A 24,391-nucleotide genomic window follows, 5' to 3' on the forward strand; every position below is an offset into this window, starting at 1 on the left:
TGATGGAATAAGGAGACTAAATGAAACTCAAAGAAACCCTGAATCTTGGGAAAACTGCATTTCCAATGCGTGCTGGCTTGCCAAATAAAGAGCCAATCTGGCAAAAAGAATGGGAAGAAGCAAAACTTTACCAACGTCGTCAAGAATTGAACCAAGGAAAACCGCATTTCACCTTGCATGATGGACCTCCATATGCAAACGGAAATATCCACGTTGGACACGCTATGAACAAGATTTCTAAAGATATTATTGTTCGTTCAAAATCGATGTCAGGATTTTACGCGCCTTACATCCCAGGTTGGGATACTCATGGTCTCCCAATCGAGCAAGTCTTGGCTAAACAAGGTGTTAAACGCAAAGAAATGGACTTGGTTGAGTACTTAAAACTTTGCCGCGAGTACGCTCTTTCCCAAGTAGATAAACAACGAGAAGACTTTAAACGTTTGGGTGTCTCTGGTGACTGGGAAAACCCTTATGTGACCTTGACTCCAGACTATGAAGCAGCTCAAATCCGTGTCTTCGGTGAAATGGCTAAGAAAGGCTATATCTATCGTGGTGCCAAGCCAGTTTACTGGTCATGGTCTTCTGAGTCAGCCCTTGCTGAAGCGGAAATTGAATACCATGACTTGCTTTCAACTTCCCTTTATTATGCCAATCCAGTTAAAGATGGGAAAGGTGTTCTAGATACAGACACCTATATTGTTGTATGGACAACCACGCCATTTACCATCACAGCTTCTCGTGGATTGACAGTTGGAGCAGATATTGATTACGTTTTGGTCCAACCTGCTGGTGAAGCTCGTAAGTTTGTGGTTGCTGCAGAGTTGTTGAATAGTTTGTCTGAGAAATTTGGTTGGGCTGATGTGCAAGTCTTGGCGACCTACCGTGGTCAAGAATTGAACCACATTGTGACAGTCCACCCATGGGATACAGCTGTAGATGAGTTGGTGATCCTTGGTGACCACGTTACGACTGACTCTGGTACAGGTATTGTCCATACAGCTCCTGGTTTTGGTGAGGATGACTACAATGTTGGTGTTGCTAATGGACTAGAAGTTGCTGTAACTGTAAACGAACGCGGGATCATGATGGAAAATGCTGGTCCTGACTTTGCAGGTCAGTTCTACGACAAGGTGGTACCAACTGTTATCGAAAAACTTGGCAATCTACTCCTTGCGCAAGAAGAAATCTCTCACTCATATCCATTTGACTGGCGTACGAAAAAACCAATCATCTGGCGTGCAGTGCCACAGTGGTTTGCTTCTGTATCTAAATTCCGCCAAGAAATCTTGGATGAAATTGAAAAAGTGAAGTTCCACTCAGAATGGGGGAAAGTACGTCTCTACAACATGATTCGTGACCGTGGCGACTGGGTGATCTCTCGTCAACGTGCCTGGGGAGTTCCCCTTCCTATCTTCTACGCTGAAGATGGTACACCAATCATGACAGCTGATACCATCGAACATGTGGCTCAACTCTTTGAAGAATACGGCTCTATTGTCTGGTGGGAACGTGATGCTAAAGACCTCTTGCCAGAAGGATTTACGCATCCAGGTTCACCAAATGGCGAGTTCAAGAAAGAAACGGATATCATGGACGTATGGTTTGACTCAGGTTCATCATGGAATGGAGTTGTAGTAAACCGCCCAGAACTCAAATACCCAGCAGACCTTTACCTAGAAGGTTCTGATCAATACCGTGGTTGGTTCAACTCATCTCTTATCACATCTGTTGCCAACCATGGCGTAGCGCCTTACAAACAAATCTTGTCACAAGGTTTTGCCCTTGACGGTAAAGGTGAGAAGATGTCTAAATCTCTTGGAAATACCATTGCTCCAAGCGATGTTGAAAAACAATTTGGTGCAGAAATCTTGCGTCTCTGGGTAACAAGTGTTGACTCAAGCAACGACGTGCGTATCTCTATGGATATCTTGAGTCAAGTCTCTGAAACTTACCGTAAGATCCGTAACACCCTTCGTTTCTTGATTGCCAATACCTCTGACTTTAACCCAGCTCAGGACGCAGTCGCTTACGATGAGCTTCGTTCCGTTGACAAGTACATGACCATTCGCTTTAACCAGCTTGTTAAGACCATTCGTGATGCTTATGCCAACTTCGAATTCTTGACAATCTACAAGGCATTGGTGAACTTTATCAACGTTGACTTGTCAGCCTTCTATCTTGACTTCGCTAAAGACGTTGTCTACATCGAAGGTGCGAAATCACTTGAGCGCCGTCAAATGCAGACTGTCTTCTATGACATTCTTGTCAAAATCACGAAACTCTTAACACCAATCCTGCCACACACAGCAGAGGAAATCTGGTCTTACCTAGAGCATGAAGCAGAAGAATTCGTTCAATTGTCAGAACTACCAGAAGCGGAAATCTTTGCTAACCAAGAAGAAATCTTGGATACATGGGCAGCCTTCATGGATTTCCGTGGACAAGCTCAAAAAGCCTTGGAAGAAGCCCGTAATGCCAAAGTGATCGGTAAATCACTTGAAGCACACTTGACAGTTTATCCAAATGAAGTAGTGAAAACTCTCCTTGGAGCAGTGGATAGCAATGTAGCTCAACTTTTGATCGTGTCAGAATTGACCATTGCTGAAGGATCAGCCCCAGAAGACGCAGTTAGCTTTGAGGATGTTGCCTTTACAGTTGAACGTGCTGCAGGTGAAGTATGTGACCGTTGCCGTCGTATCGATCCAACTACTGCAGACCGTAGCTATCATGCAGTTATCTGTGACCACTGTGCAAGCATCGTAGAAGAAAACTTTGCAGACGCAGTCGCAGAAGGATTTGAAGAAAAATAATCCAGTCTAATATGACTGGGTTTGACTGATGGTTAGTAGAAGAAGTCCCGTCTCAACTGAGGCGGGCTTTTTTACTTGAGAACAAAGGACTTCAGCTTCCTTGTGAAAGCTGAAAAAATAAGTTTAAACTCTTGACAGGCTAGTATAAGTTATTTATGATAGTAGTAGAGATTAGAAGGAATGAGGAAAGATAATGACCCATCCAGTTTTTGGAGTTCATGAGGAAAATGTCGAGTATGTGACACGCTATGGAGTTTACGCAGTGATTCCGGATGAAGAGAAAGAAAATATCATTTTGGTGCAGGCACCTAATGGTGCGTGGTTTCTTCCTGGAGGACAAATGGAAGAAGGAGAGGACCAGCTGGCTACTCTCGAGCGGGAATTGCTGGAAGAGCTTGGTTTTAGCATTCAAGTAGGAGATTACTTTGGTCAAGCGGACGAGTATTTTTATTCTCGCCATCGGGACACGCATTTTTATAATCCTGCCTATATTTACGAAGCCCTTTCTTATCAGGCAGTAGAAAAGCCACTGGAAGATTTTAATAATCTAGCATGGTTTCCTGTCGAACTTGCAATAGAAAAATTGAAACGTGGCAGCCATAAATGGGGAATTGAGCAGTGGAAGCGCAAATATCAGAATAACTAAGCTGCTATATGTAAAATAATATAAATTACAGGTAATCGTTCACAATTCCTGAAAAACATGTTATAATAATAGCGACGATTTAAGGTAGGAGGCAAATGAATGAAGCTTATAAATACGACGAATACCCATGCAGAATTAGTAAAAAATCAATTGGAAAGCACAGACGCAACGCTTGTAGAAGTTTATTCTGCGGGCAATAGTGATGTTATTTTCACAGAGGCCCCTAGCCATTACGAAATTCTTATTTCAAATAAGCATCGTGCGATACGAGAGCAAGAAATTGAAAAAATTAGAGAATTCTTTTTGAAACGAAAAATTGACCAAAAGAATATTGACGCCTCTGCCATTCGGACGATCTATGCCAATAGTTTGATTGAGATTTCGATCCCGATTAAAGGATAATGACTTGTTTACGGGTTTAAACAGTTTTACATTCTCAATTGTATTCTTTGCTTCCCGATGGAGGTAATAGCAAAATCACTTGAAAGCCTCCGCTTTTCAGCTCTTGCTTTCAGGTGTTTTTTTATTTGTCTGATTTAGATTTTGAATTGTGTGATCTTTTCTGACTAGCAAAGTTCTTCGAACTTAATAATGTTTCCATTTTTATTCTTTCTTTTATGAAATCACCTTTATTTTATGATAAATTATGGTAAAATAACTTGGAGGAGAGTAAAGATGTTTCATAAAAGTAAGTTAATGTTTTGGACCAGTGAAGTCTTGCTGCTGACGATTATCTTTTTTATCTGGCGCCAGATGGGAGATATGATTACGCCAGTGGTGAACGTTATCAATACGATTTTAATTCCTTTTGTTATGGGAGGATTTCTCTACTATATCACAAATCCTTTGGTGACACTGCTCGAAAAAAAATTGAAAATCAATCGAATTTTCGGGATTTTAATCACTCTTTTCCTACTCTTTGGCCTAGTGACAATCGGAGTAATCTACCTCTTGCCGATTTTGATTAATCAGCTGTCCAGTTTGATTAATTCGACGCAAAATCTCTATTGGGAAATTCAGAGTTTTGTCAATCAATTATCCAAAAATCCTTTATTTAAGAGTTTAAATATTCAGTCTACTATTCAGCAACTCAATCTGTCCTATGTAGATATTCTACAAAATATTTTAAATAGTGTTACCAATAGTCTGGGTAGTGTGGTGTCTGCTGTCATCAATACCCTCATGATTCTCATCATGACGCCGATTTTTTTGGTCTACTTCCTGATGGATGGACATAAGCTTTTGCCTATGTTGGAGCGGACCGTTCTCAAGCGCGATAAGCTCAATATATCAAGTCTCTTGACCAATCTCAATGCGACCGTTGCCCGTTATATCAGCGGAATTTCGATAGACGCCTTGCTAATTGGGACCTTAGCTTATATTGGTTACAGTGTTATTGGACTCAAGTATGCCTTGGTCTTTGCTATTTTTTCAGCTTTGGCTAACTTGATCCCTTATGTGGGCCCTAGTATCGGCTTGATTCCCATGCTGATTACCTACTTTTTTACTGACCCTAATAAAATGCTGGCAGCCTTAATCTATATGTTGATTATCCAGCAGATTGATGGGAATATCCTCTATCCTCGTATTGTTGGGAGTGTTATGAAAGTGCACCCTATTACGATTATGGTTCTCTTGCTTCTTTCAAGTAATATCTATGGTATTATGGGCATGATTGTAGCGATTCCGACCTACTCCATCCTCAAGGAAATTGTGAAATTCCTCGCCAACCTCTATGACAATCACAAGGAAGCTCAGCAACAAAAGAAGAATGAAGAATTTGGTATTATAAAAAAATAGGAGAGTGAGACAGAAATCGGTAATTCGTTAGAATTCTATTTCGTCGTCTCACCTCCGCACAGTTGAGTAGGGCTATAAAAGCTGATGAAATCAGCGTAGTAGAGCCCACTCAACCACGGCGTCTTACTCGACAATCCATAGACAATTGAGTAGTCTGGAACAAAGAGAATTTAATTTTTAAAAATCTTAATTATTAAGCCCTTCAAATCTATTATTAAATGCAAAAAGCGAACAAAGCAGAATTCTGATTACCAGAAAACTAGTTTTGTTCGCTTTTTATATTTGATTTCGGACTTTTGTCCCAAACTCTTTTTTACTGCATTTTTCATGGTTCATCATTGGATATTTATGCTAAAATAATAGTAATAGCATAAAGGAGGTATCGTTATGGTAACACGTCGTAAATTTTCTCCGCAAGAAATAAGAAAAGATTCTTCTTATTTTTCGCCCTTGAAGACCATTGTAGAGACAGCCTTTTATGAGAATCAGGTGCAGGCAATCAAGACCGTAGAAGAGGCCTATCAACTGGCCTCGGTAGCTGCTGGAACGGTTGTGCTGGACATGCCAGTGATTCATACTAAGGAGCTGGGACTTCCTTCTTATGCCCGCGTTTTATTAACTAACTCGGGGGCTGTTGTCGGCCGAACTGCCAAGGCTAGACGAATTTATGGCAGAGATCGTCAGGAAGATGAGCACTTGCTGTTTCTGGTTCGTAGTGCTGTTTATCAGGCACATCAGAGGACCTTTTATAAGGCAGATGCAGTCGTAGGGCTGGATGAGGACTTCATGGTTTGCGCCCATCTGATGGTGCCTCAGGAAGAAATCAATAATCTCTATTCTTGGCTCTTGAATTTCCAGATTTTGGACGAGGAATTTAAGAACCGCTTACGAGCTTCTAAAAAGTACGAGGAAAATGATATCTTTGTCTTTTTTGACCCTAAATGGAAGCATCCAGACTATCCAGAAGGTTTGGTTTACTTTGATACCAATCATAATTGCGCTGTTATTCTGGGCTTAAATTATTTCGGGGAGCTGAAAAAGGCAACCTTGACTTTGGCTTGGGGAACGGCTGCTAGAAATGGCTATGTTGCCTGCCACGGAGGTCTGAAAATCTTCAAGCAGAAGACGGAAAAAGAAGACTATGTTGCATCTTTCTTTGGGCTATCAGGCTCAGGAAAATCTACATTGACGCATGCTAAACATGACCATAAATATGACATTAAGGTTCTCCATGACGATGCCTTCATTATCTCGGTCAAGGATGGCTCCTCTATTGCCCTCGAACCGTCTTACTTTGACAAGACCAATGACTATCCTACAGGTCATAGTGAGCAGGATTTCTTTGTCACCGTGCAGAACTGTGGAGTGACGCTGGATGAAAATGGGCGGAAAAAGCTAGTAACAGAGGACATCCGTAACGGGAATGGACGGACTGTCAAATCGCGCTTTGCGACTCCAAATCGAGTAGACAGAATTGATGAGCCCATCAACGCTATCTTCTGGATTATGAAAGATGACTCTCTGCCGCCTCTGGTTAAGATCAATGATCCGCTGATGGCTTCCACAATGGGCTGCACCCTGATGACCAAGCGCTCCAATGCCGAGAATGTCACTGGCTTGCACGAAGACCTGGTTATTGAGCCTTATGCCAATCCTTTCCGAGTCTATCCATTGGTGGAAGATTATCGGAAATTCCGTCGTTTATTTGAGTCAGGGGTCGCTTGCTACATTATCAATACTGGTTTTTATATGGGCAAGGGTATATCAAAGGAAGTATCTTTAGATATTATCGAGCAGATTGTAGAGGGAAGGGCTCAATTTAAGCCTTTTGGTCCTTTGGAAGGTTTTGAATACTTGGATTATAAGGGCTATGCTGTTCCAAACTTTGACGACAAATACAGACAGCTCATTCGTGAAAGAATGCAGGTTCGTTTAAACTTTCTATTGGCCTTTAATCAGAAATATCCCAAGACAGCCCTGCCTGTTGGAGCTATTTCCCGGCTAGAAAAAGTCTTGCAGGACTTAGAGGATTAATCTGCAAAACGCTTTCCTATAAATCCTTGTGCACGAATCCCAAAAATATGTTATAATCAAAGCTGATTATAATTTTTAGGAGAAGAATCCATGGAAGACCCTGGCAGTCAGAGTATTTTATTGCAAGCAATACTGCTATTTGTTTTAACCTTACTAAATGCCTTTTTCTCAGCTTCTGAGATGGCGATGGTGTCGCTCAATCGAGCTCGCGTCGAGCAAAAAGCCGAGGAAGGCGATGCCAAATATGTTCGTTTATTAAAAGTTCTTGAAAGCCCTAATAACTTTCTGTCAACGATTCAGGTCGGTATCACCGTCATTAATATCCTGTCGGGGGCAAGCTTTGCGGATAATCTAGGGAAAATCTTTGCTTCTTGGATGGGTGATTCCAAGACGGCACATGCAGTTGCTAGTTTCTTGGCTCTTGCCCTCCTTACCTATATTTCTATTGTTTTAGGGGAGCTTTATCCGAAGAGAATCGCTATGAATCTTAAGGATAGTTTGGCTATTCGGACTGCACCAGTGATTATCTTTCTCGGGAAAATTGTCAGTCCGTTTGTCTGGTTGCTTTCAGCTTCTACCAATCTTCTCAGTCAGATGACACCGATGAAGTTTGATGATGCAGATGAAAAAATGACCCGAGATGAGATTGAGTACATGCTGACCAATAGTGAGGAGACGCTGGATGCAGATGAAATCGAAATGTTGCAGGGGATTTTCTCGCTGGATGAAATGGTGGCGCGTGAACTCATGGTGCCACGGACAGATGCCTTTATGGTTGATATTCAGGATGATACCAAGGAAATCATTGAAAGTATCCTCAAGCAAAATTTCTCACGAATTCCTGTCTATGATGGCGATAAGGATAATGTGATCGGCTTGATTCATACCAAGCGCTTGTTAAATGAAGCCTTCGCTAATGGATTCGACAATCTCAATCTCCGCAAGATTCTGCAAGAGCCACTTTTTGTGCCTGAAACGATTTTTGTGGATGATTTGCTCAAATCTCTCCGGAATACTCAAAATCAAATGGCGATTCTGCTGGATGAGTATGGTGGTATGGCGGGTCTTGTGACGCTTGAAGACTTGTTGGAAGAAATCGTCGGTGAAATCGAAGACGAAACAGACAAGGTTGCCATCGAAGTTCATGAAATTGGTGAGAATACCTACATTGTTTTAGGAACGATGACCCTCAATGACTTTAATGAATATTTTGAAGTTGAAATCGATAGTGATGATGTGGATACTATTGCTGGTTATTATCTGACTGGTGTTGGAACCATTCCAAATCCAACAGAACGGCTCAGCTATGAAGTGGAAAGCCAGAATAAAAAAATGATTTTGACCAATGACAAGGTTAAAAATGGCCGTGTCACTAAGGTGAAAGTGGAAATATCTGAAATGATTGAAGAAGATGAAGAAGCTGAAAAATAAATTCAGCTTCTTTTGTTTTAAGTTTTCCGCAAGATTTTTATAAGGAATGCTTAAGCTGAAAGTCTTATACTGGTCTCAACAAATAAGAAATGAGGACAGTCCAATGACATATAAAGTAAATGTAACATATCAGAAATCATTCATCTGCTCCAAGTTAAACGAAGCAGCCTAACCAGTACTAGCAATAGAAGCAAGAAATAGATTCTCGTATCAACATTTCATAAATTTTTCATATCATCTCCTAAATATAAAAAACGTATAAAACTAAACAACAAACCAAAGAACAGGAAAACTCCTCTGCTCGCTAGATTTTAGCTGACAGAGGAGATTTTTTATGTTTGCTGAATCAAGCCTTCATTCTTTTTGCCGTGTAGCAAAATCCACGAAGTGAAATTTATCTAATTTGTGTCGACTCTCCGTGTATTGAAACTGGCGGCCATCAGCTAGATAGACCTGAGATTTAATGGAAACGACATGCTGGTCTCGGCCGATGTCCAGAAGGATCTGGTCTTGGTCACTAACATGATCAATGGTAATTTCTTTTCTGGCATAGGCAATGTTAAGCTTTAAGGTTTCTTCTAAGTAGGCATAGATAGAATGCTCCCCGATTTCTCTGGTCAGATCTGGCACCAAGCTTTTATCTAGATAGTCAATATCCAAGACAGAAGCGATGTTGTCGACCACTCGCTGCCGGACAATGCGCCAAACCAAGCGGTACTCTGGAAAGCTGGTTGTTTTTGAGAGCTTTTTATCTACAGTGATTTTATCAAGGCTGATGACATTGGTCTTGGACTGAAGCTGGTGCTGTGCCACTAATTCTTGATAACTGGTTAAGTTGGAAACAGGGAAGTCTAGTTGTTCCTGTTTGACGACTTTGGAGCCCTGCCCCCGCACTTTTTCGATCAGCCCCTCTTCTTGCAGGAGCGATAGAGCCTTGCGGACCGTATCCCGACTGACTTGGTAGATTTCCATTAGCTGATGTTCACTAGGAAGAAAGTCACCAAGCTGGTATTTTTCGCCTAGAATATCTCTTTCAAGTTGTTTGAATAATTGTTTGTATTTCTTCATAAATCCCTCTCTTGTATTCTTTTCACCATACAACTATCAAAATTTTAGCAGAAATCTTCTATTTTTACAACAAACAAGTTGCATACAGGATTGTTATCGATTACAATTGAGTTTGTAAGCTAGTTAAGAAACTAGCGACATCAAAAATATAAGGAGAGTGCTGGATGATTTCCAGCCACAAGTCAAATGGGAAAATTTGAAAAGGAAGCTAAGGATTTGCTGAAGGCGATTGGCGGCAAAGAGAATGTTACAGCGGTCACTCACTGTGCGACTCGGATGCGTTTCGTACTTGGTGATGAAAAGAAAGCTAATGTTAAGGCCATTGAGGCCATTCCGGTCGTAAAAGGAACCTTTACCAATGCTGGGCAGTTCCAAGTCATCATTGGAAATGATGTACCGATTTTTTATAATGATTTCACAGCTATATCAGGTATCGAGGGTGTTTCCAAATCAGCAGCTAAATCAGCAGCTAAGAGCAATCAAAATCCAATTCAGCGGGTCATGACGACTCTAGCTGAAATCTTCACTCCAATCATTCCGGCCTTGATTGTCGGTGGATTGATCCTCGGATTTCGGAATGTTCTTGAAGGCGTGCATTGGTCTATGTTGGATGGGAAAACCATCACAGAAGTGTCTCAATTTTGGGCTGGGATCAACCATTTCTTGTGGCTTCCAGGTGAAGCGATTTTCCAATTCTTACCAGTAGGAATTACTTGGTCTGTTTCTCGTAAGATGGGGACTAGCCAGATTCTAGGGATTGTATTAGGTATCTGCTTGGTGTCACCGCAGTTGCTCAATGCTTACGCCGTGGCATCCACACCAGCAGCGGAAATTGCTAAGGACTGGGTTTGGGATTTCGGTTTCTTCACTGTTAATCGTATCGGTTACCAAGCGCAGGTTATTCCAGCTTTGCTGGCAGGACTTTCCTTGTCTTATCTAGAAATCTTCTGGCGGAAACATATTCCAGAAGTGGTATATATGATTTTTGTGCCTTTCTTATCATTGATTCCAGCCTTGATCTTGGCTCACACAGTCTTGGGTCCTATCGGTTGGGTAATTGGTCAGGGACTTTCAACAGTCGTACTTGCAGGTTTGACTGGTCCTGTTAAATGGCTCTTTGGTGCTGTCTTTGGTGCCCTTTATGCTCCGTTTGTTATCACAGGTCTTCACCATATGACCAATGCGATTGATACTCAGTTGGTAGCGGATGCTGGTGGTACTGGTCTTTGGCCAATGATTGCTCTGTCAAATATCGCTCAAGGCTCAGCTGTTTTTGCTTATTACCTTATGAATCGTCATGATGAACGGGAAGCACAAATTTCCTTGCCGGCTACTATTTCGGCTTACCTTGGTGTTACGGAACCAGCCCTTTTCGGGGTCAATGTCAAATATATCTATCCATTTGTTGCGGGAATGATTGGTTCATCTATTGCTGGTCTGCTCTCTGTAACCTTTAATATCACAGCCAATGCTATCGGGATTGGTGGCTTACCGGGTATTCTTTCTATCCAAGCAAAATATATGCTTCCATTTGCAGGAGTGATGCTTGTCGCAATCGTTGTACCAATGGCTTTGACCTTTTTCTTCCGCAAAGCAGGATTTTTCACAAAAACGGAAGACGATACAGAATTACAAGCAGAATTTGCAGCTCAAGAAGAAGCAGAATTCGCCCATCAGGAAACAAAGATTGTCGCACCAGTAGAAATCGTTAGTCCTCTTGCGGGTCAAGTAAAAGAACTCAGTCAGGCAACAGATCCAGTATTTTCATCAGGTGTGATGGGACAAGGTTTAGTGATTGAGCCAAGTGAAGGTGAGTTGGTGTCACCTGTGAATGGTACGGTGACTGTTCTCTTTCCAACCAAACATGCCGTCGGCATCGTATCGGACGAGGGTGTGGAAATGCTTATGCATATCGGTATGGATACGGTCGGTCTAGACGGCAAGGGCTTTGAAGCCCATATTGAGCAAGGCGATCATGTGGCTATTGGACAAAAACTGATTATTTTTGATATGGATATTATCAAGGCTGCAGGTCTCGTGACAGAAACACCTGTCATTATCACCAATCAGGATGCTTTCGTAGCAGATATGAGTGGAGAATATCCTAGCCATGTCAAACGCGGCGATAAGTTGATGACAGCAAAACGCATCTAGGAATAGTTAACTCATGGGATGGCGGCTCTGAGCCCCTCCCTTTTATCAAAAAAGGAGAAAATATGACACTTGATAAAACAAAGGTTATCTACCAAATTTATCCAAAGTCTTTTAAAGACACGACTGGCAATGGTTTGGGAGATTTTCGCGGGATTATTGAAAAACTTCCTTACTTGAAAGAGCTGGGAGTGGACATGATCTGGCTCAATCCTTTCTATCCGAGTCCGCAGCGGGACAATGGGTATGATATTTCTGACTATACTGCGGTAGACCCTATCTTTGGAGATATGGCAGATTTTGAAGAGATGGTCAAGGTTGGTCAGCAGCATGGTATTGACTTCATGCTGGACATGGTTCTCAATCACTGCTCGATTGAACATGAGTGGTTCCAAAAGGCACTGGCTGGGGATTCCTACTATCGGGACTTCTTTATCCTGCGAGATGAGCCGACGGATTGGCTGTCCAAATTTGGCGGCAGTGCCTGGGCGCCATTTGGCGATACGGGCAAATATTATCTGCATCTTTATGACGTCACTCAAGCTGACCTCAATTGGCGCAACACCAATGTTCGTCAAGAGCTCTTTAAAGTGGTGAATTTTTGGCGAGACAAAGGAGTCAAGGGCTTCCGCTTTGATGTCATCAATGTTATCGGAAAAGATGAGGTTCTGGCGGACTGTCCAGAGCAGGATGGCAAGCCAGCCTATACTGATAAGCCAATCGTGCATGACTATCTGCGTATGATGAACGAAGCAACTTTTGGGCAAGACGAATCCGTTATGACGGTTGGTGAAATGAGTGCTACGACGATTGAAAATTGCATCCTTTACACCGCACCAGACCGGCAGGAGCTGTCCATGGCTTTTAATTTCCATCATCTCAAGGTGGACTATGAAGCTGGACAGAAGTGGACGCTTAAGGCCTTTGACTTTGAAGAGTTAAAACGCCTCTTCCATACTTGGGGCAAGGAAATGAGCAATCACGACGGTTGGTCAGCTCTCTTTTGGAACAACCATGATCAGCCGCGAGCTCTCAACCGCTTTGTTGATGTAGAAAATTTCCGCAATGAAGGAGCGACTATGCTTGCAGCCAGTATTCATCTGTCGCGTGGGACGCCTTATATCTACATGGGTGAGGAGATTGGCATGGTGGATCCTGACTACGACTCCATGGAAGATTATGTGGATGTCGAGTCTCTCAATGCTTACCAGAGCTTACTTGCTGAAGGTCAATCGCCAGAAGCAGCCTTCAGGATCATCAAGGCTAAATCTCGTGATAATTCTCGAACGCCTATGCAGTGGGATGATTCAGTCAATGCAGGTTTTACAACAGGAACTCCATGGCTGAAGGCGGGCAAATCCTATCCTCTCATCAATGTGGAAAATGAAATCAAGGGTCCGATCTTTACCTTTTATCAGAAATTGATTGCCCTGCGTAAGGAACTGCCGATCATCGCAGAGGGCAGCTATCAGCCAGCCTATGAGGACAGTCCTCAGGTCTATGCCTTTGAGCGGGAGTGGCAAGGACAAAAACTTTTAGTCTTTAACAACTTCTATGCTGACCCAATTACCGTGGATATCCTACCAGACTATCAAAATGGCCAGGTGCTGATTTCGAATTACGAGGAGCCAGCAGTAGCCGCGACTATGACCTTGAAACCCTATGAAACGTTAGCTATTCTAGTGAAATAATGATTAAAACCAGCTTAAGCTTCTTTTAAGTATGGTGCAGTATACTAAAAGCATCAAATGAAGACCTCTTAACTTTATTTGATAGAAGGAATCCTTTAGTTTAACAGATGAGCAGCTGTTATAGCTATAGTTCCGCACTTTTTTTCATAACAATCTCCGAAAAGGTCGCCCTCTAGGGCGGCTTTTTTTATGGAGAAAGCTGGAAACGGAGAAAAGCAATTTCAAGAAAAACTGAAAAACTCTATCTGTTGTAACACAATGAAAATGAAACTGAAAAACAGTTTATTTTCTAAAAAATAGGCAGAATCTATCTATTTTCACTCGAATCGTGGTATAATGTAGTTATAGTAAAACGTTTTCAGGTACAAGAGGATTATTATGGTTGAAGAAGCGATTGATTATGGGAAAGTAACAGGAATGGTGCACTCTACGGAGAGTTTTGGAGCAGTGGATGGACCAGGTATCCGCTTCATCGTCTTTTTGCAAGGATGTCATATGCGTTGTCAATATTGCCACAATCCAGATACTTGGGAGATGGAGACTAACAAGTCTCAGCTGCGGACTGTGGATGATATCCTACAAGAAGCCCTTCGTTACAAAGGTTTCTGGGGCAATAAAGGTGGCATTACCGTCAGCGGGGGAGAAGCCCTTCTGCAAATCGACTTTTTGATTGCCTTCTTTACCAAGGCCAAAGAGCTGGGGATTCACTGTACGCTGGATACTTGTGCTCTGCCTTTTAGAAATACGCCTCGTTATCTAGAAAAGTTTAATAAACTGATGGCGGTGACGGATTTGGTCTTGCTGGATATCAAGGAAATTAATGAGGCGCAGCATAGAATCGTGACTACCCAGACCAATAAAAACATCTTGGCCTGTGCAAAATATCTCTCAGATATTGGAAAGCCAGTGTGGATTCGTCACGTTCTGGTGCCAGGCTTAACGGACCGTGATGAGGACTTGATTGAGTTAGGTAAGTTTGTCAAAACACTCAAGAACGTTGATAAGTTTGAAATCCTTCCTTACCATACTATGGGAGAATTCAAGTGGCGGGAGCTGGGCATTCCTTATTCACTGGAAGGTGTGAAGCCACCGACTGCTGACCGGGTCAAGAATGCCAAGGAACTGATGCAAACAGAATCCTACACCGAATACATGAATCGGGTGCATAATAACTAAGTGATGTAAGTAGGGTAAGTGGACTGGAGAGAAACCAGTCCATTTTTCTTAATAAAATACCTGCTAATCCTCCGGTATGGCCTAATTTTATAAGATTTGATAGCATGAAAGCACACATTTAAGTACGTTGCAGGTAGTGGCTGTCTGATTTTAAAAGGATGGATATATTAGAAGAGCTTATAGCAAGCTTTCTTCTTTTTGCCTGATTAGCTTTCACCTCTATTTTAAGGCTAGAAAAGTTAGGTCTAGCTTTCAAGAAGGTGTTTGAATAAAGGCGGAATTTATGGTATAATAAGGCCTAATAGCGATTTTTTAAGAGAATAGAATAAGCGTAGAAGGAGTAGTGTTTTGGAAAAGAAAAAAGCCATTGTGGTTTCGGGAGATTATGGGTATATTAGACAGATCGAGACGACCATAAAATCTCTTTGCTGTCATCATAAAAATCTAGATATTTATGTTTTTAATCAGGATATTCCTCAAGAATGGTTTTACTATACGCGTCGGAAGGTAGAAGCAGCTGGCAGTCAGTTGAACGATGTGAAATTATTCAATGATCAGATTGATGATCAGGTGAAATCAAAATGGGAAGCTGGAACTTACGCTCACATTAACTACATGGCTTATGGGCGCTATTTTATACCGAATTATGTTGCAGCAGATAAAGTTTTATATTTAGATTGTGATATTGTTGTGACACGAAATCTGGACCATCTTTTTGAGATAGATCTGGAGGATTATTATGTAGCAACGATTCGCGCGACATATGGAGTAGGCTTTGGCTTTAATTCTGGAATGATGCTCATTAATAATAAGCGTTGGCGTGAAGAAAACATGGCTCAGCAATTGGTCGAGTTGACAGATAGAGAATTAGCTAATTTTACTGAAGGTGATCAGTCTATCTTGAATTTGATGTTTGAGGGCAAAAAACTTGATTTGGAAGATACTTACAATTTTCAAATCGGTTTTGACATGGGAGCTGCGCTAGATAAGCATGACTGGATTTTCGAAATTCCACTTTCTCCACTACCTGCTGTTTTGCATTATATTTCTGGTCAAAAACCATGGAACACTGTTTCCAACATGCGTCTGCGTGAAGTATGGTGGTTTTACAATTCTCTCGATTGGTCCACAATTATTGAGACAGATGAATTTGATGTCGAGAAGGCTATTAAACAGAGGGATGAAGGCTTTGCTCTCCACTGTGTAACCTTGACAAACTCAGATAGGTTAGAGGGAATTGAAGATTTGGTGAATGCATTACCAAACTGTCTATTTCATATTGCTGCCTATACACAGATGTCTGATAAGTTACTCAAACTGATGGCTTATGAAAATGTTCGTTTGCACCCTGCAATTTTGCCATATCCTTTGAGAGATTTACTTGCGAGCAGCGACATTTATCTTGATATCAATCACGATCAGAAATTCGATACTGTAATTAGAGAGTTTCAAGAGTCTGGTAAGCCTGTTTATGCCTTTGATAATGTACAAACAGAAGGGGTTTCAGAGCGAGTATTCTCACATGAGAATTATCAGGAAATGGTGGAAAAAATTCGATCAGATTTTAATTAAATGACGAACTGCCCCACATTTTGTAATCAAAATAGAGAAAGCAAGTTGATTCCTTATCTATAATTCTATGGAATGGGCTTGCTTTCTTAAGTCTTTGGCTTAAAAGACAAGTTTATGTATGAAAAGAGGACTCTGGGCAAGTCCAAAATACAAATAAAGGATAATAAATGGAGCACTTTGGTCTTAAGAAAAAGAAGCATCAGAATATTTTTAGAAAGAGAATCTTCTTTACACTGTTCATTATTGCTATTTATATATTAGGAAGACATATCTTGCTTCCAGGCTACAATGGCAGTATGGAAGCTTTTCGGATAAAGGAAGACAATCCCTTGGCCGCTTTGTATTTGCTGGCAGGAATTGATGTTTCTCAGATTTCAGTATTTTCTTTGGGTTTAGGACCTTGGATTACGACGATGATTGTATGGCAAGTCATGAATCTAAAGAAAAGCTGGAATATACAATCTTGGTCCCTTAAAAAAACGGATTTCTTTCAAAAAATCTTAACCTTGTTCTTTGCGATTGTGCAGGGACTGGCCATTATGTACACGGCTTATAGAGGAAATGGTCGCTTTCTACTTCTCGTGGATGATTGGCTCTATAATCTAGCAGTTTTACTTACAGTTGTGACAGGTAGTTTTATCATTATTTGGTTGTCAAGTCTTAATACTCGTAAAGGAGTGGGAGGGTCAACCATTATTATCATTTCAGGGATTTTACTCCAGTTTGCTGACCAATTAATAGTCTTGCTTGGGAAATCCTTGTCTTCTGTCCGAGGAGGAATGATGTTAGTTGTGGCTCTATTAGCCTATCTTCTCTTGACCTTTGTTGCTGTCGTATGTGAGAAAGCCGAGATACGTCTGCCTCTTAATCGGATCATGTTAAGCAGTCGTTACAATGATAAATCTTATTTGCCAATTAAGTTCATTCCTTCTGGTGGAATGCCCATTATGTATGCAACAAGTGTCTTGATGTTATTCCAATTATTACTAGACTGGACGGGGAAAGGACTTTCACTAAAATTTGGGAATTTGTTTGACTTTACAAAGCCCTTGGGTCTCCTTGTTTATCTAGTTGCGATTTACTTGTTGGGTATTTTGTTTGCCTATATCAATTTAGAACCGGAAGAGACTGCCAAGCGCTTGCAGCGTCAGGGAGAATATTTTGACTATATTCAGCCTGGGAAAGAAACCTTAAAAGTGTTAAAACACTATATTTCTTTGCAATCAAATATAGGAGCTATTTATCTCATCTTGTATGTCGGCCTGCCCTATTTTATTAATTTCTTCTTGCCTTTGCCAAGTTTCTTTTTGACCTTGCCAAGCACACTAGTCATTTTGATCAGCATGCTCTTGCCCTTGCGTGAAGAAATACGAATCTTAAGAATCGGGACTTATTATCATAAAGAACTAGAAGTAAAAGGAGAATAGAGGGATATGTTTTACTTTGTACCTTCTTGGTATAAACAAGATCGAAAATGGTATTCTACTGCCCTACCTTTCTATCTGCAACCGAAAAATATGATGTTTGACGATGCCGTAAATTTATTGCGGATGTTTCAACAATCAGGAGAAGCCAATTCTGTCTTGATTTTGAATTATTCACCTCATATTCGGACTTTCTTTTATCAACAAAGACTTTCATCAGATGAAATGTGGAATCTATTTGATAGCATACAAGGTCTGACAGATGTGCCTGCACGAAAAATTTGTTTGGATGATTTGAAATGGCCGCAAGGAGCAGAAATCTTTTATACTCCTTTTATTATAGATGTTCACGTCGATCACCTACCTCATGCTCAGATTAATTTTTCACAAATAGGTAATATTTTTGATATTACCTATTTTGAAAATAATCAGATAGATTATCAGCTTGTTTTTGATGACCGTGGCTTTGTCTCCAGTATTATCTATTTTGAGCATAATCAGCCTTATTATCAGGACTATCTGAATGCACAAGGAATATGGCAATTCAGAGAATTTTTGACAGCTGATAACCAGCAGGTCATTATCAATCCTGAGGCACAGGGCACATTTGCTAAGGATGTCTATCAGAATATTGAAGAGCTTGTTAAAGAAAAGCTAGAGCAGCATTTGGCTTCTGTTTTAACCAAGGATGATTCGATTATTGTTTCAGCAGATGTGCAGCATAATCATTTTTTCCAACAGATTAAGAAGGATCATCTTGTTGTTCTGTCCTTCTTTGGCAATCGTTATCCGATTACGAATACAGAACAGCTCTTGGCTGATTTAAAAGATACCCCATTTTTTGTGGTAGATAGCTTGGATAAAATCGTGAAGATTGCAGAACAAGTGGGGGAAGTAGAAGAAGAGCAACTTCCTGCTTATTATGAAATTCCACCTTATGATACACAGTTGAATCTTGGGCATAGTCAGCGGAAAAAAGAGTTGATCATCTATGTCAATTTCGATACTTTACCAGAACATCATCTTCAATATGTTTTTACTTCCTTGTTTGATATGATGTTGCAACATGAGTGGATTGACTTATTGGTTGGGACGCAGAGTCAGGATTTTGGTCGAGAAGCTTCTATTCGACAGTTTCTTGAGGAATCTTTATCATCAACAAAGTATGCAGAAAAATTGCTCCTTGTTGACAAAGATAAGGCCGCTAAGATTGGTGATCCACGCTTAGAAGATGATGATAGCCTCAGAGAGCGAATTGATACTGTGGTGATTCATAGTGATACCGATTTGGCGAAGGCTCTGAAGTATGTTCGGGTCATCTTGGATTTGGGAAGCCCGGCAGATATACGAACTCAAATTGCGGGTATCAGTGGAGGGATTCCTCAAGTGAATTTGTATAATTCTTCCTATGTGAAGCATGGCGAAAATGGTTGGATCATGAATGATATTTCTAACCTGAGAGAGGCACTCTTGTATTACCTCACAGATTTGGAACACTGGAATCAGTCTTTGGTGCATTCGGTTAAGAGGATTGAGCTGTATACAAGGGGAGAAATTGTCGAAATGTGGAAAAATACGATAAAGGAATTAAAGCTAAATGAACAGAATTAGTGTCCTACAGATTGCCAATGAGAATTGGCAGCACCAATATGAGATTCCTAGTAATATCGCATGGACATTTGTTAAACCAGAAGATATCATGTCTCTCTTGCCCGAAGATATTGGTATTTTAAAAAAGGATGGAAAGAAACCAAAGGCTGCTAAGCCCTATGATGTTGTATTGGTCGATACTGTTGAGCATTTTGAGTACATTACAGTATTGGACAGCTTAATTCAGGTTTATCGCTTGTTTTATCATGAGCGCTGTCAGATCACTACAAAAACCTTGGAGAGATTCCTTTTACGCAAAAGGGCCGTTCAGTCTACTTTTGAAGATCCAGCTCAGATGCTGTATCTATTTTCAAGAGGCTTTTCTTCCAAGCAAAGTGGTACTAAGCTCAGTGTCAATCATCTAGCCGTCAATCCCTCCTTTTCAGGTCAGATTAACTATGAAGGAACTAACTATCTCCGTCTGTGTGGCCAATATGGTGAGGATTACCAAACTGTAGCAACCTATCAGTACAATATCTTTCTGAGTGCAGACGCCCCTTTGGATTTATGGCCAGAGTTCAGAAATTCTGAAGATTGCGCAATTCGTTATGTCATCAAGGGTTATCCAGTTGGCAATTCTCCCATGCAAGAATGGATTTATGATGAAGAATCTTTTGATAAGCCTCTCGTTTTGGATACCAGCGATTCTTATTACCTAAGCGTCAGTGTTCAAGTAAAAGGTCAAGGAATTGTGAAAATTGGACCATTCCACCATCGCCAGTCTCATTTGGGTTATGGGGATTTATTGATCGGTGGAAATCGTGTTGTGGATAAAAATCGGGAGGAATTGATTTACTACTTCCATCCTGGTGATTTGAAGCCACCTCTCAATATTTATTTTTCTGGTTATCGTCCAGCTGAAGGATTTGAGGGATACTGGATGATGAACAATTTGGGAGCCCCATTCTTGCTGATTGGAGATCCACGTTCTGAGGGTGGTGCTTTCTATCTCGGCTCAGAAGAGCTAGAGCAAAAGCTTGTTCAGGTTATTCATCACTGTTTAGATGAATTAGGCTTTACAAGGGATCAGTTGACCTTATCCGGACTATCAATGGGGACCTTTGGAGCCCTGTATTATGCCTCCAAGTTAGAGCCTCATGCAGTGATTGTCGGTAAGCCCTTAGTAAATTTAGGCGATATTGCAGAGAATGAATCCACGATTCGTCCTGGAGGTTTTCCTACTTCTTTAGATTTGGTGCTTCGTACAACAGGAGAATTATCAGAGGAAGGAACAGCTCAACTTAATGAGCACTTCTGGACATCGTTCAAAGAAGCTAATTTTTCAAGGACGAAATTTATTGTGTCTTATATGTATCATGATGACTACGATGGTACGGCCTACCCTGATATGCTAGAAGAGCTAGGAAAGCGAGCTTATCGCGTTAATGTCATTAGTAAAGGATTAACTGGACGACACAATGATGATACGCAAGGAATTGTCGAATGGTTCTTTAATCAATATAAAACTTTATTAGTGAATAGTTTTGAAAGGAAGTTTGATTCGTGATATACAAGGAAGAAATCTATTTTGCTTATTGGGATATGCAAAGTGTATCACAGTATCTATATGGATCGTCTGTGAAGCTGCTAGCAGATGGGCATGTCTTATATGAGAATCAGTTCATGCCGTCTGGTACAGTCATTCATGAATGGCATTCGCAGGCAAACTATCAGGCTTTACGAAATACAAGTCAGCTTCCTGAATTGAAGCGAGGAGAAAAATATATCTTTGGCAGCCATCTGGAGACTCTTCCTGAAAATTCGACCTACTTGAAGATTGAATTTATGAATGCACGTGATGAGGAGATTTTTAATCAAATCATTAAGCAGGGTGAGACAATGAGCGTTCGTGTTCCTAACAATACCCATCATTATAAAATTCAATTAGTGAGTTCAGGTTGCCATCGTTTCTTGTTTGAAAGCATCTATATTGCTGAAGAAGGTGTGGCAGATTATACTGTCGATCGCTATTGGATTTCGAAATTGTTGCATAAGGACGTCAATCAAGAGACGATTTACGTTTGCTTTACGGAGCCTGATTTTAATCGGACGGGTTACATTCCAGAAATTGTTCGGGAGCATTTTCCAAATTTGTTGGTAGTCAATTCTTCCTATAAAGACGCTCTTTTGTATATGGAAAAAGAGTTCTTCGAAATCTTACTTGGAACAATTGAAAAGCTGTCTCGAGAATATTCTTTTGAAAAGGTCGCTTTTGCTGGCTATGGGCCGATTTCAAATATCGCAGCCTTGCTTTACTCACAGCAATTTGAAAATGCCTATGCTTTAGTGACTGATGATTTCATGCCAGAATTGGATTATCAGCATGTTCTTGTTCGCTATCAAAATAGGGTAAATTATCCTTTATTTAGAGATTTGCTACTGGAACGCTTCAATTCAGCTAGAGTAAAAGAGTATGCCCATCTGAAAAATAGGCCACGGGTACTAACCAAAATTGATTATTTGTTGGATCAGTCCTTTTTGCTTCAAAAAATAGACTTGGAGAAAACGGAAGAGTGGATGAGAAAGAATGAAGCCTAAAAAATTACATTTAGCTAATTCCTTTAAACTAAGGCGTTATAAAAAAATCTTAGAAAAGATTAATCAGCTTTCTGACGATTATGCAGCCATGTCAGATGAAGAATTGCAGGCTAAAACTCAATGGTTTAAAAGCCGTCTTTCTAAGGGAGAAAGGCTGCAGGAAATTTTACCAGAAGCCTATGCCACCATTCGTGAAGCGGCTAAGCGCGTCTTGGGGCTCTACCCTTACGATGTACAAATCCTAGGTGCCTTAGTCATGCAAGACAATCAGATTGCCGAGATGAGGACGGGAGAGGGAAAAACACTAACAGCAATTCTGCCCTTGTACTTAAATGCTTTAACTGGAAACAGCACCATCTTGGTTACGGCCAATGAATATTTGGCGATACGCGATGCTAAACAAATGGCTCCTGTTTTTCATTACTTAGGAATGACAGTTGGGATTGGTGTTTCAGAAAATCCAGCTAAAAGATTGAAGGTTGCGCAAAAGCAGCGGATTTATCAAAGTGATATTGTGTATACAACACATAGTGCGCTGGGATTTGATTACCTTGAAGAAAATTTAGCGACCTCTCAAGCAAAGAAATTCTTGCCTAGGTTCTATTTCTGTTTAGTGGATGAGGTTGATGCAGCTCTCTTGGATAGTGCTCAGATGCCTCTGATTATATCAGGTTCTCCTCGGGTCCAGTCTAATCTGTTTCTTTCCTGCGATGAATTTGTTAAGACCTTGAAAGAAGAGGAAGATTTTAAGCTAGATTCGACTCGGACTTCAGTCTGGTTGACGAGAAAAGGTGTTAAGGAAGCAGAAGTATACTTCCGTGTACAAAATGCCTACGATCCAAATAACTACCAACTGATCCGCCAAATTAATTTGGCCTTAAGGGCCAATCATTTATTTGAAAAAGATCGTCAGTATACTGTAGAAAATGGCGAAGTTAAGCTGATGGATGAGGCAACAGGGCGAGTTTTAGAAGGGAATAAACTCCAATCTGGTTTGCACCAAGCCTTGGAAGCGAGAGAACGCGTGAAGATTTCCTTAGAAACACGTTCTATGGCCTCTATTACCTATCAAAATTTGTTCAAGATGTTTCCTAAATTGGCGGGGATGACGGGTACAGGGAAGGTCTGTGAAGATGAATTTCGTGAGGTGTATGACTTGGGAGTGGTCGTTGTACCAACTAGAAAGCCCAATCAACGGATTGATTATCCAGATGAGATCTATCTAACTATCCCTCAAAAACTTTATGCTTCTTTGGATTATATTAAAAAACTACATAAAAAAGGGCAGCCAGTTCTGATTGCGACAGGATCGGTAAGAATGTCAGAAATTTACTCCATGCTCCTGCTGCAGGAAGGAATTGCTCATAACGTGCTAAATGCCTACAATGCAGCAAAAGAAGCAGAGATGATTGCACAGGCTGGCCGGCGTTCTGCGGTAACCGTCGCAACTTCTATGGCTGGTCGTGGAACGGATATTATCCTAGAAGAAGGTGTTGCTAAATTAGGCGGACTGGCGGTTATTGGAACAGAGAGAATGTCCAGTGAACGAGTGGACTTGCAGCTTCGTGGTCGTGCAGGCCGTCAAGGCGCACCTGGACTAAGTAAATTCTTTGTTTCACTTGAAGATGATATTATTACAAAGACTGGCAGTAAGTGGATCAATGATTTTTATCAGAAAGAAGTCGCCAAGCCAGAGGAAAAACAGAAGGTTCATCTAAAATCTGTTCGTATTAAATATGAGGTGACAGAAGCTCAGAGAAACAGCGATAATGCGGCAGCTGCTTCAAGACGATCAACGGAGCAGTATGACGAAAGTATCCGAATTCAACGGCAAATCATTTATAACAAGCGTAATGACATTATTGCTCGTCCTGACTTTAAACTAGAATATTTTTTATCTGTTTTATCAGATGCTATGGACGCCTATATGAAGAAGCATCCATTTAAAGAGCAGGCCGATTTGTATCGATTTGTTTTGGATAATATTAGCTACTATTGTCAAGGCATTCCAAGAGATTTAGATGTGACAAACATTCGTCAAGTTAAGAAGTTCCTATCTAAGCTTTTCATTGAAGAATATCAGCGAAAACGCGATAGAATTGAGGATTCAGAACTGTTTGGGCAGCTTCAGCGCATCGCAGTGTTAAGAGCAGTGGATGATTGCTGGGTGGAGCAAGTTGACTATCTCCAACAATTTCAAACTTTAGTGGTTAGTCAAGGTTATGCGCAAAAGAATCCTGTATATGAGTTTCATAAAGAGGCTTTTGAGTCATATAAGAGAATGAATGCAGACATGAATCTTAAAATTATAAAAAATATGGCGCTTAGTTATGTCGATGTTCAGCCTACAGGGAAATTAGAGGTTTTCTTTGGCTAAAGTTTTGACAGATTGTGCCA

At 40.9% G+C, this 24,391-nt stretch carries 16 protein-coding genes; 15 read left to right on the plus strand and 1 reads right to left on the minus strand.

What is annotated here, in order from left to right:
• Positions 1 to 20 precede the first annotated feature (20 nt).
• The 6 genes from ileS (at position 21) to O3651_RS08235 (ending at position 8,724) form a co-directional block, all read left to right on the plus strand.
• Complete coding sequence (gene ileS, locus O3651_RS08210; RefSeq protein ID WP_371610162.1) at positions 21 to 2,813, plus strand: isoleucine--tRNA ligase; 2,793 nt, start codon at positions 21 to 23, stop codon at positions 2,811 to 2,813.
• 193 nt (positions 2,814 to 3,006) lie between these two features.
• A complete protein-coding gene (locus tag O3651_RS08215) occupies positions 3,007 to 3,459 on the plus strand; it encodes an NUDIX domain-containing protein (protein WP_371610163.1) in 453 nt (150 codons plus the stop codon).
• Between the two features lie 99 nt (positions 3,460 to 3,558).
• On the plus strand, positions 3,559 to 3,861 hold the full coding sequence (locus tag O3651_RS08220; RefSeq protein ID WP_005590795.1) for a DUF1827 family protein: 303 nt from the start codon (positions 3,559 to 3,561) through the stop codon (positions 3,859 to 3,861).
• Positions 3,862 to 4,134: 273 nt separating this feature from the next.
• The gene (locus tag O3651_RS08225; protein WP_371610164.1) at positions 4,135 to 5,259 is read left to right on the plus strand and encodes an AI-2E family transporter; all 1,125 of its coding nucleotides are present in this window, start codon (positions 4,135 to 4,137) and stop codon (positions 5,257 to 5,259) included.
• Positions 5,260 to 5,646: 387 nt separating this feature from the next.
• Positions 5,647 to 7,293 (plus strand): phosphoenolpyruvate carboxykinase (ATP), encoded by a 1,647-nt coding sequence (locus O3651_RS08230; protein WP_005590793.1) that lies wholly within the window; start codon positions 5,647 to 5,649, stop codon positions 7,291 to 7,293.
• Between the two features lie 90 nt (positions 7,294 to 7,383).
• Positions 7,384 to 8,724 (plus strand): hemolysin family protein, encoded by a 1,341-nt coding sequence (locus O3651_RS08235; RefSeq protein ID WP_371610165.1) that lies wholly within the window; start codon positions 7,384 to 7,386, stop codon positions 8,722 to 8,724.
• A gap of 354 nt (positions 8,725 to 9,078) precedes the next feature.
• Here the strand turns inward: O3651_RS08235 and treR are convergent, their stop codons facing one another.
• Positions 9,079 to 9,792: a trehalose operon repressor gene (treR, locus tag O3651_RS08240; RefSeq protein WP_371610166.1), complete on the minus strand. Its 714-nt coding sequence runs from the start codon at positions 9,790 to 9,792 to the stop codon at positions 9,079 to 9,081.
• A gap of 186 nt (positions 9,793 to 9,978) precedes the next feature.
• Here treR and treP point away from each other — a divergent pair, with 186 nt between their 5' ends.
• From treP to secA2, 9 genes are all read left to right on the plus strand, one after another.
• Positions 9,979 to 11,946: a PTS system trehalose-specific EIIBC component gene (gene treP, locus O3651_RS08245; protein WP_371610167.1), complete on the plus strand. Its 1,968-nt coding sequence runs from the start codon at positions 9,979 to 9,981 to the stop codon at positions 11,944 to 11,946.
• A 62-nt stretch (positions 11,947 to 12,008) separates the two neighbouring features.
• On the plus strand, positions 12,009 to 13,634 hold the full coding sequence (gene treC, locus O3651_RS08250) for an alpha,alpha-phosphotrehalase (protein WP_125446252.1): 1,626 nt from the start codon (positions 12,009 to 12,011) through the stop codon (positions 13,632 to 13,634).
• A 378-nt stretch (positions 13,635 to 14,012) separates the two neighbouring features.
• The gene (gene pflA / locus O3651_RS08255) at positions 14,013 to 14,810 is read left to right on the plus strand and encodes a pyruvate formate-lyase-activating protein (protein WP_005590787.1); all 798 of its coding nucleotides are present in this window, start codon (positions 14,013 to 14,015) and stop codon (positions 14,808 to 14,810) included.
• Between the two features lie 348 nt (positions 14,811 to 15,158).
• Positions 15,159 to 16,382: a glycosyltransferase gene (locus tag O3651_RS08260; RefSeq protein WP_125446253.1), complete on the plus strand. Its 1,224-nt coding sequence runs from the start codon at positions 15,159 to 15,161 to the stop codon at positions 16,380 to 16,382.
• Between the two features lie 167 nt (positions 16,383 to 16,549).
• Positions 16,550 to 17,809 carry an accessory Sec system protein translocase subunit SecY2 gene (gene secY2 / locus O3651_RS08265; protein ID WP_125446254.1) on the plus strand — a complete coding sequence of 420 codons (1,260 nt, stop codon included), beginning with the start codon at positions 16,550 to 16,552 and terminating at the stop codon, positions 17,807 to 17,809.
• 6 nt (positions 17,810 to 17,815) lie between these two features.
• The gene (gene asp1 / locus O3651_RS08270; protein ID WP_371610168.1) at positions 17,816 to 19,417 is read left to right on the plus strand and encodes an accessory Sec system protein Asp1; all 1,602 of its coding nucleotides are present in this window, start codon (positions 17,816 to 17,818) and stop codon (positions 19,415 to 19,417) included.
• Positions 19,404 to 20,963, plus strand: coding sequence for an accessory Sec system protein Asp2 (gene asp2 / locus O3651_RS08275; protein ID WP_005590783.1), 1,560 nt, complete (start codon positions 19,404 to 19,406; stop codon positions 20,961 to 20,963). Before asp1 ends, asp2 begins: the two co-directional genes overlap by 14 nt.
• Positions 20,960 to 21,994, plus strand: coding sequence for an accessory Sec system protein Asp3 (gene asp3, locus O3651_RS08280; protein ID WP_045499132.1), 1,035 nt, complete (start codon positions 20,960 to 20,962; stop codon positions 21,992 to 21,994). Before asp2 ends, asp3 begins: the two co-directional genes overlap by 4 nt.
• Positions 21,984 to 24,371, plus strand: coding sequence for an accessory Sec system translocase SecA2 (secA2, locus tag O3651_RS08285; RefSeq protein WP_005590781.1), 2,388 nt, complete (start codon positions 21,984 to 21,986; stop codon positions 24,369 to 24,371). The genes asp3 and secA2 overlap by 11 nt, the downstream gene beginning before the upstream one ends.
• Positions 24,372 to 24,391 lie beyond the last annotated feature (20 nt).

Origin of the sequence: Streptococcus sp. 27098_8_73 (genome assembly GCF_041432495.1) — a bacterium.
GTDB lineage: Bacteria > Bacillota > Bacilli > Lactobacillales > Streptococcaceae > Streptococcus.

Excerpts from the sequence above, each read along its gene's own strand:
- O3651_RS08230 (WP_005590793.1), top strand. The coding sequence starts at position 5,647 with ATGGTAACACGTCGTAAATTTTCTCCGCAAGAAATAAGAAAAGATTCT.
- O3651_RS08235 (WP_371610165.1), top strand. The coding sequence starts at position 7,384 with ATGGAAGACCCTGGCAGTCAGAGTATTTTATTGCAAGCAATACTGCTA.
- treR (WP_371610166.1), bottom strand. The coding sequence starts at position 9,792 with ATGAAGAAATACAAACAATTATTCAAACAACTTGAAAGAGATATTCTA.
- asp2 (WP_005590783.1), top strand. The coding sequence starts at position 19,404 with ATGAACAGAATTAGTGTCCTACAGATTGCCAATGAGAATTGGCAGCAC.
- O3651_RS08215 (WP_371610163.1), top strand. The coding sequence starts at position 3,007 with ATGACCCATCCAGTTTTTGGAGTTCATGAGGAAAATGTCGAGTATGTG.
- asp1 (WP_371610168.1), top strand. The coding sequence starts at position 17,816 with ATGTTTTACTTTGTACCTTCTTGGTATAAACAAGATCGAAAATGGTAT.
- secY2 (WP_125446254.1), top strand. The coding sequence starts at position 16,550 with ATGGAGCACTTTGGTCTTAAGAAAAAGAAGCATCAGAATATTTTTAGA.
- treP (WP_371610167.1), top strand. The coding sequence starts at position 9,979 with ATGGGAAAATTTGAAAAGGAAGCTAAGGATTTGCTGAAGGCGATTGGC.
- treC (WP_125446252.1), top strand. The coding sequence starts at position 12,009 with ATGACACTTGATAAAACAAAGGTTATCTACCAAATTTATCCAAAGTCT.
- ileS (WP_371610162.1), top strand. The coding sequence starts at position 21 with ATGAAACTCAAAGAAACCCTGAATCTTGGGAAAACTGCATTTCCAATG.
- O3651_RS08225 (WP_371610164.1), top strand. The coding sequence starts at position 4,135 with ATGTTTCATAAAAGTAAGTTAATGTTTTGGACCAGTGAAGTCTTGCTG.
- O3651_RS08220 (WP_005590795.1), top strand. The coding sequence starts at position 3,559 with ATGAAGCTTATAAATACGACGAATACCCATGCAGAATTAGTAAAAAAT.
- secA2 (WP_005590781.1), top strand. The coding sequence starts at position 21,984 with ATGAAGCCTAAAAAATTACATTTAGCTAATTCCTTTAAACTAAGGCGT.
- pflA (WP_005590787.1), top strand. The coding sequence starts at position 14,013 with ATGGTTGAAGAAGCGATTGATTATGGGAAAGTAACAGGAATGGTGCAC.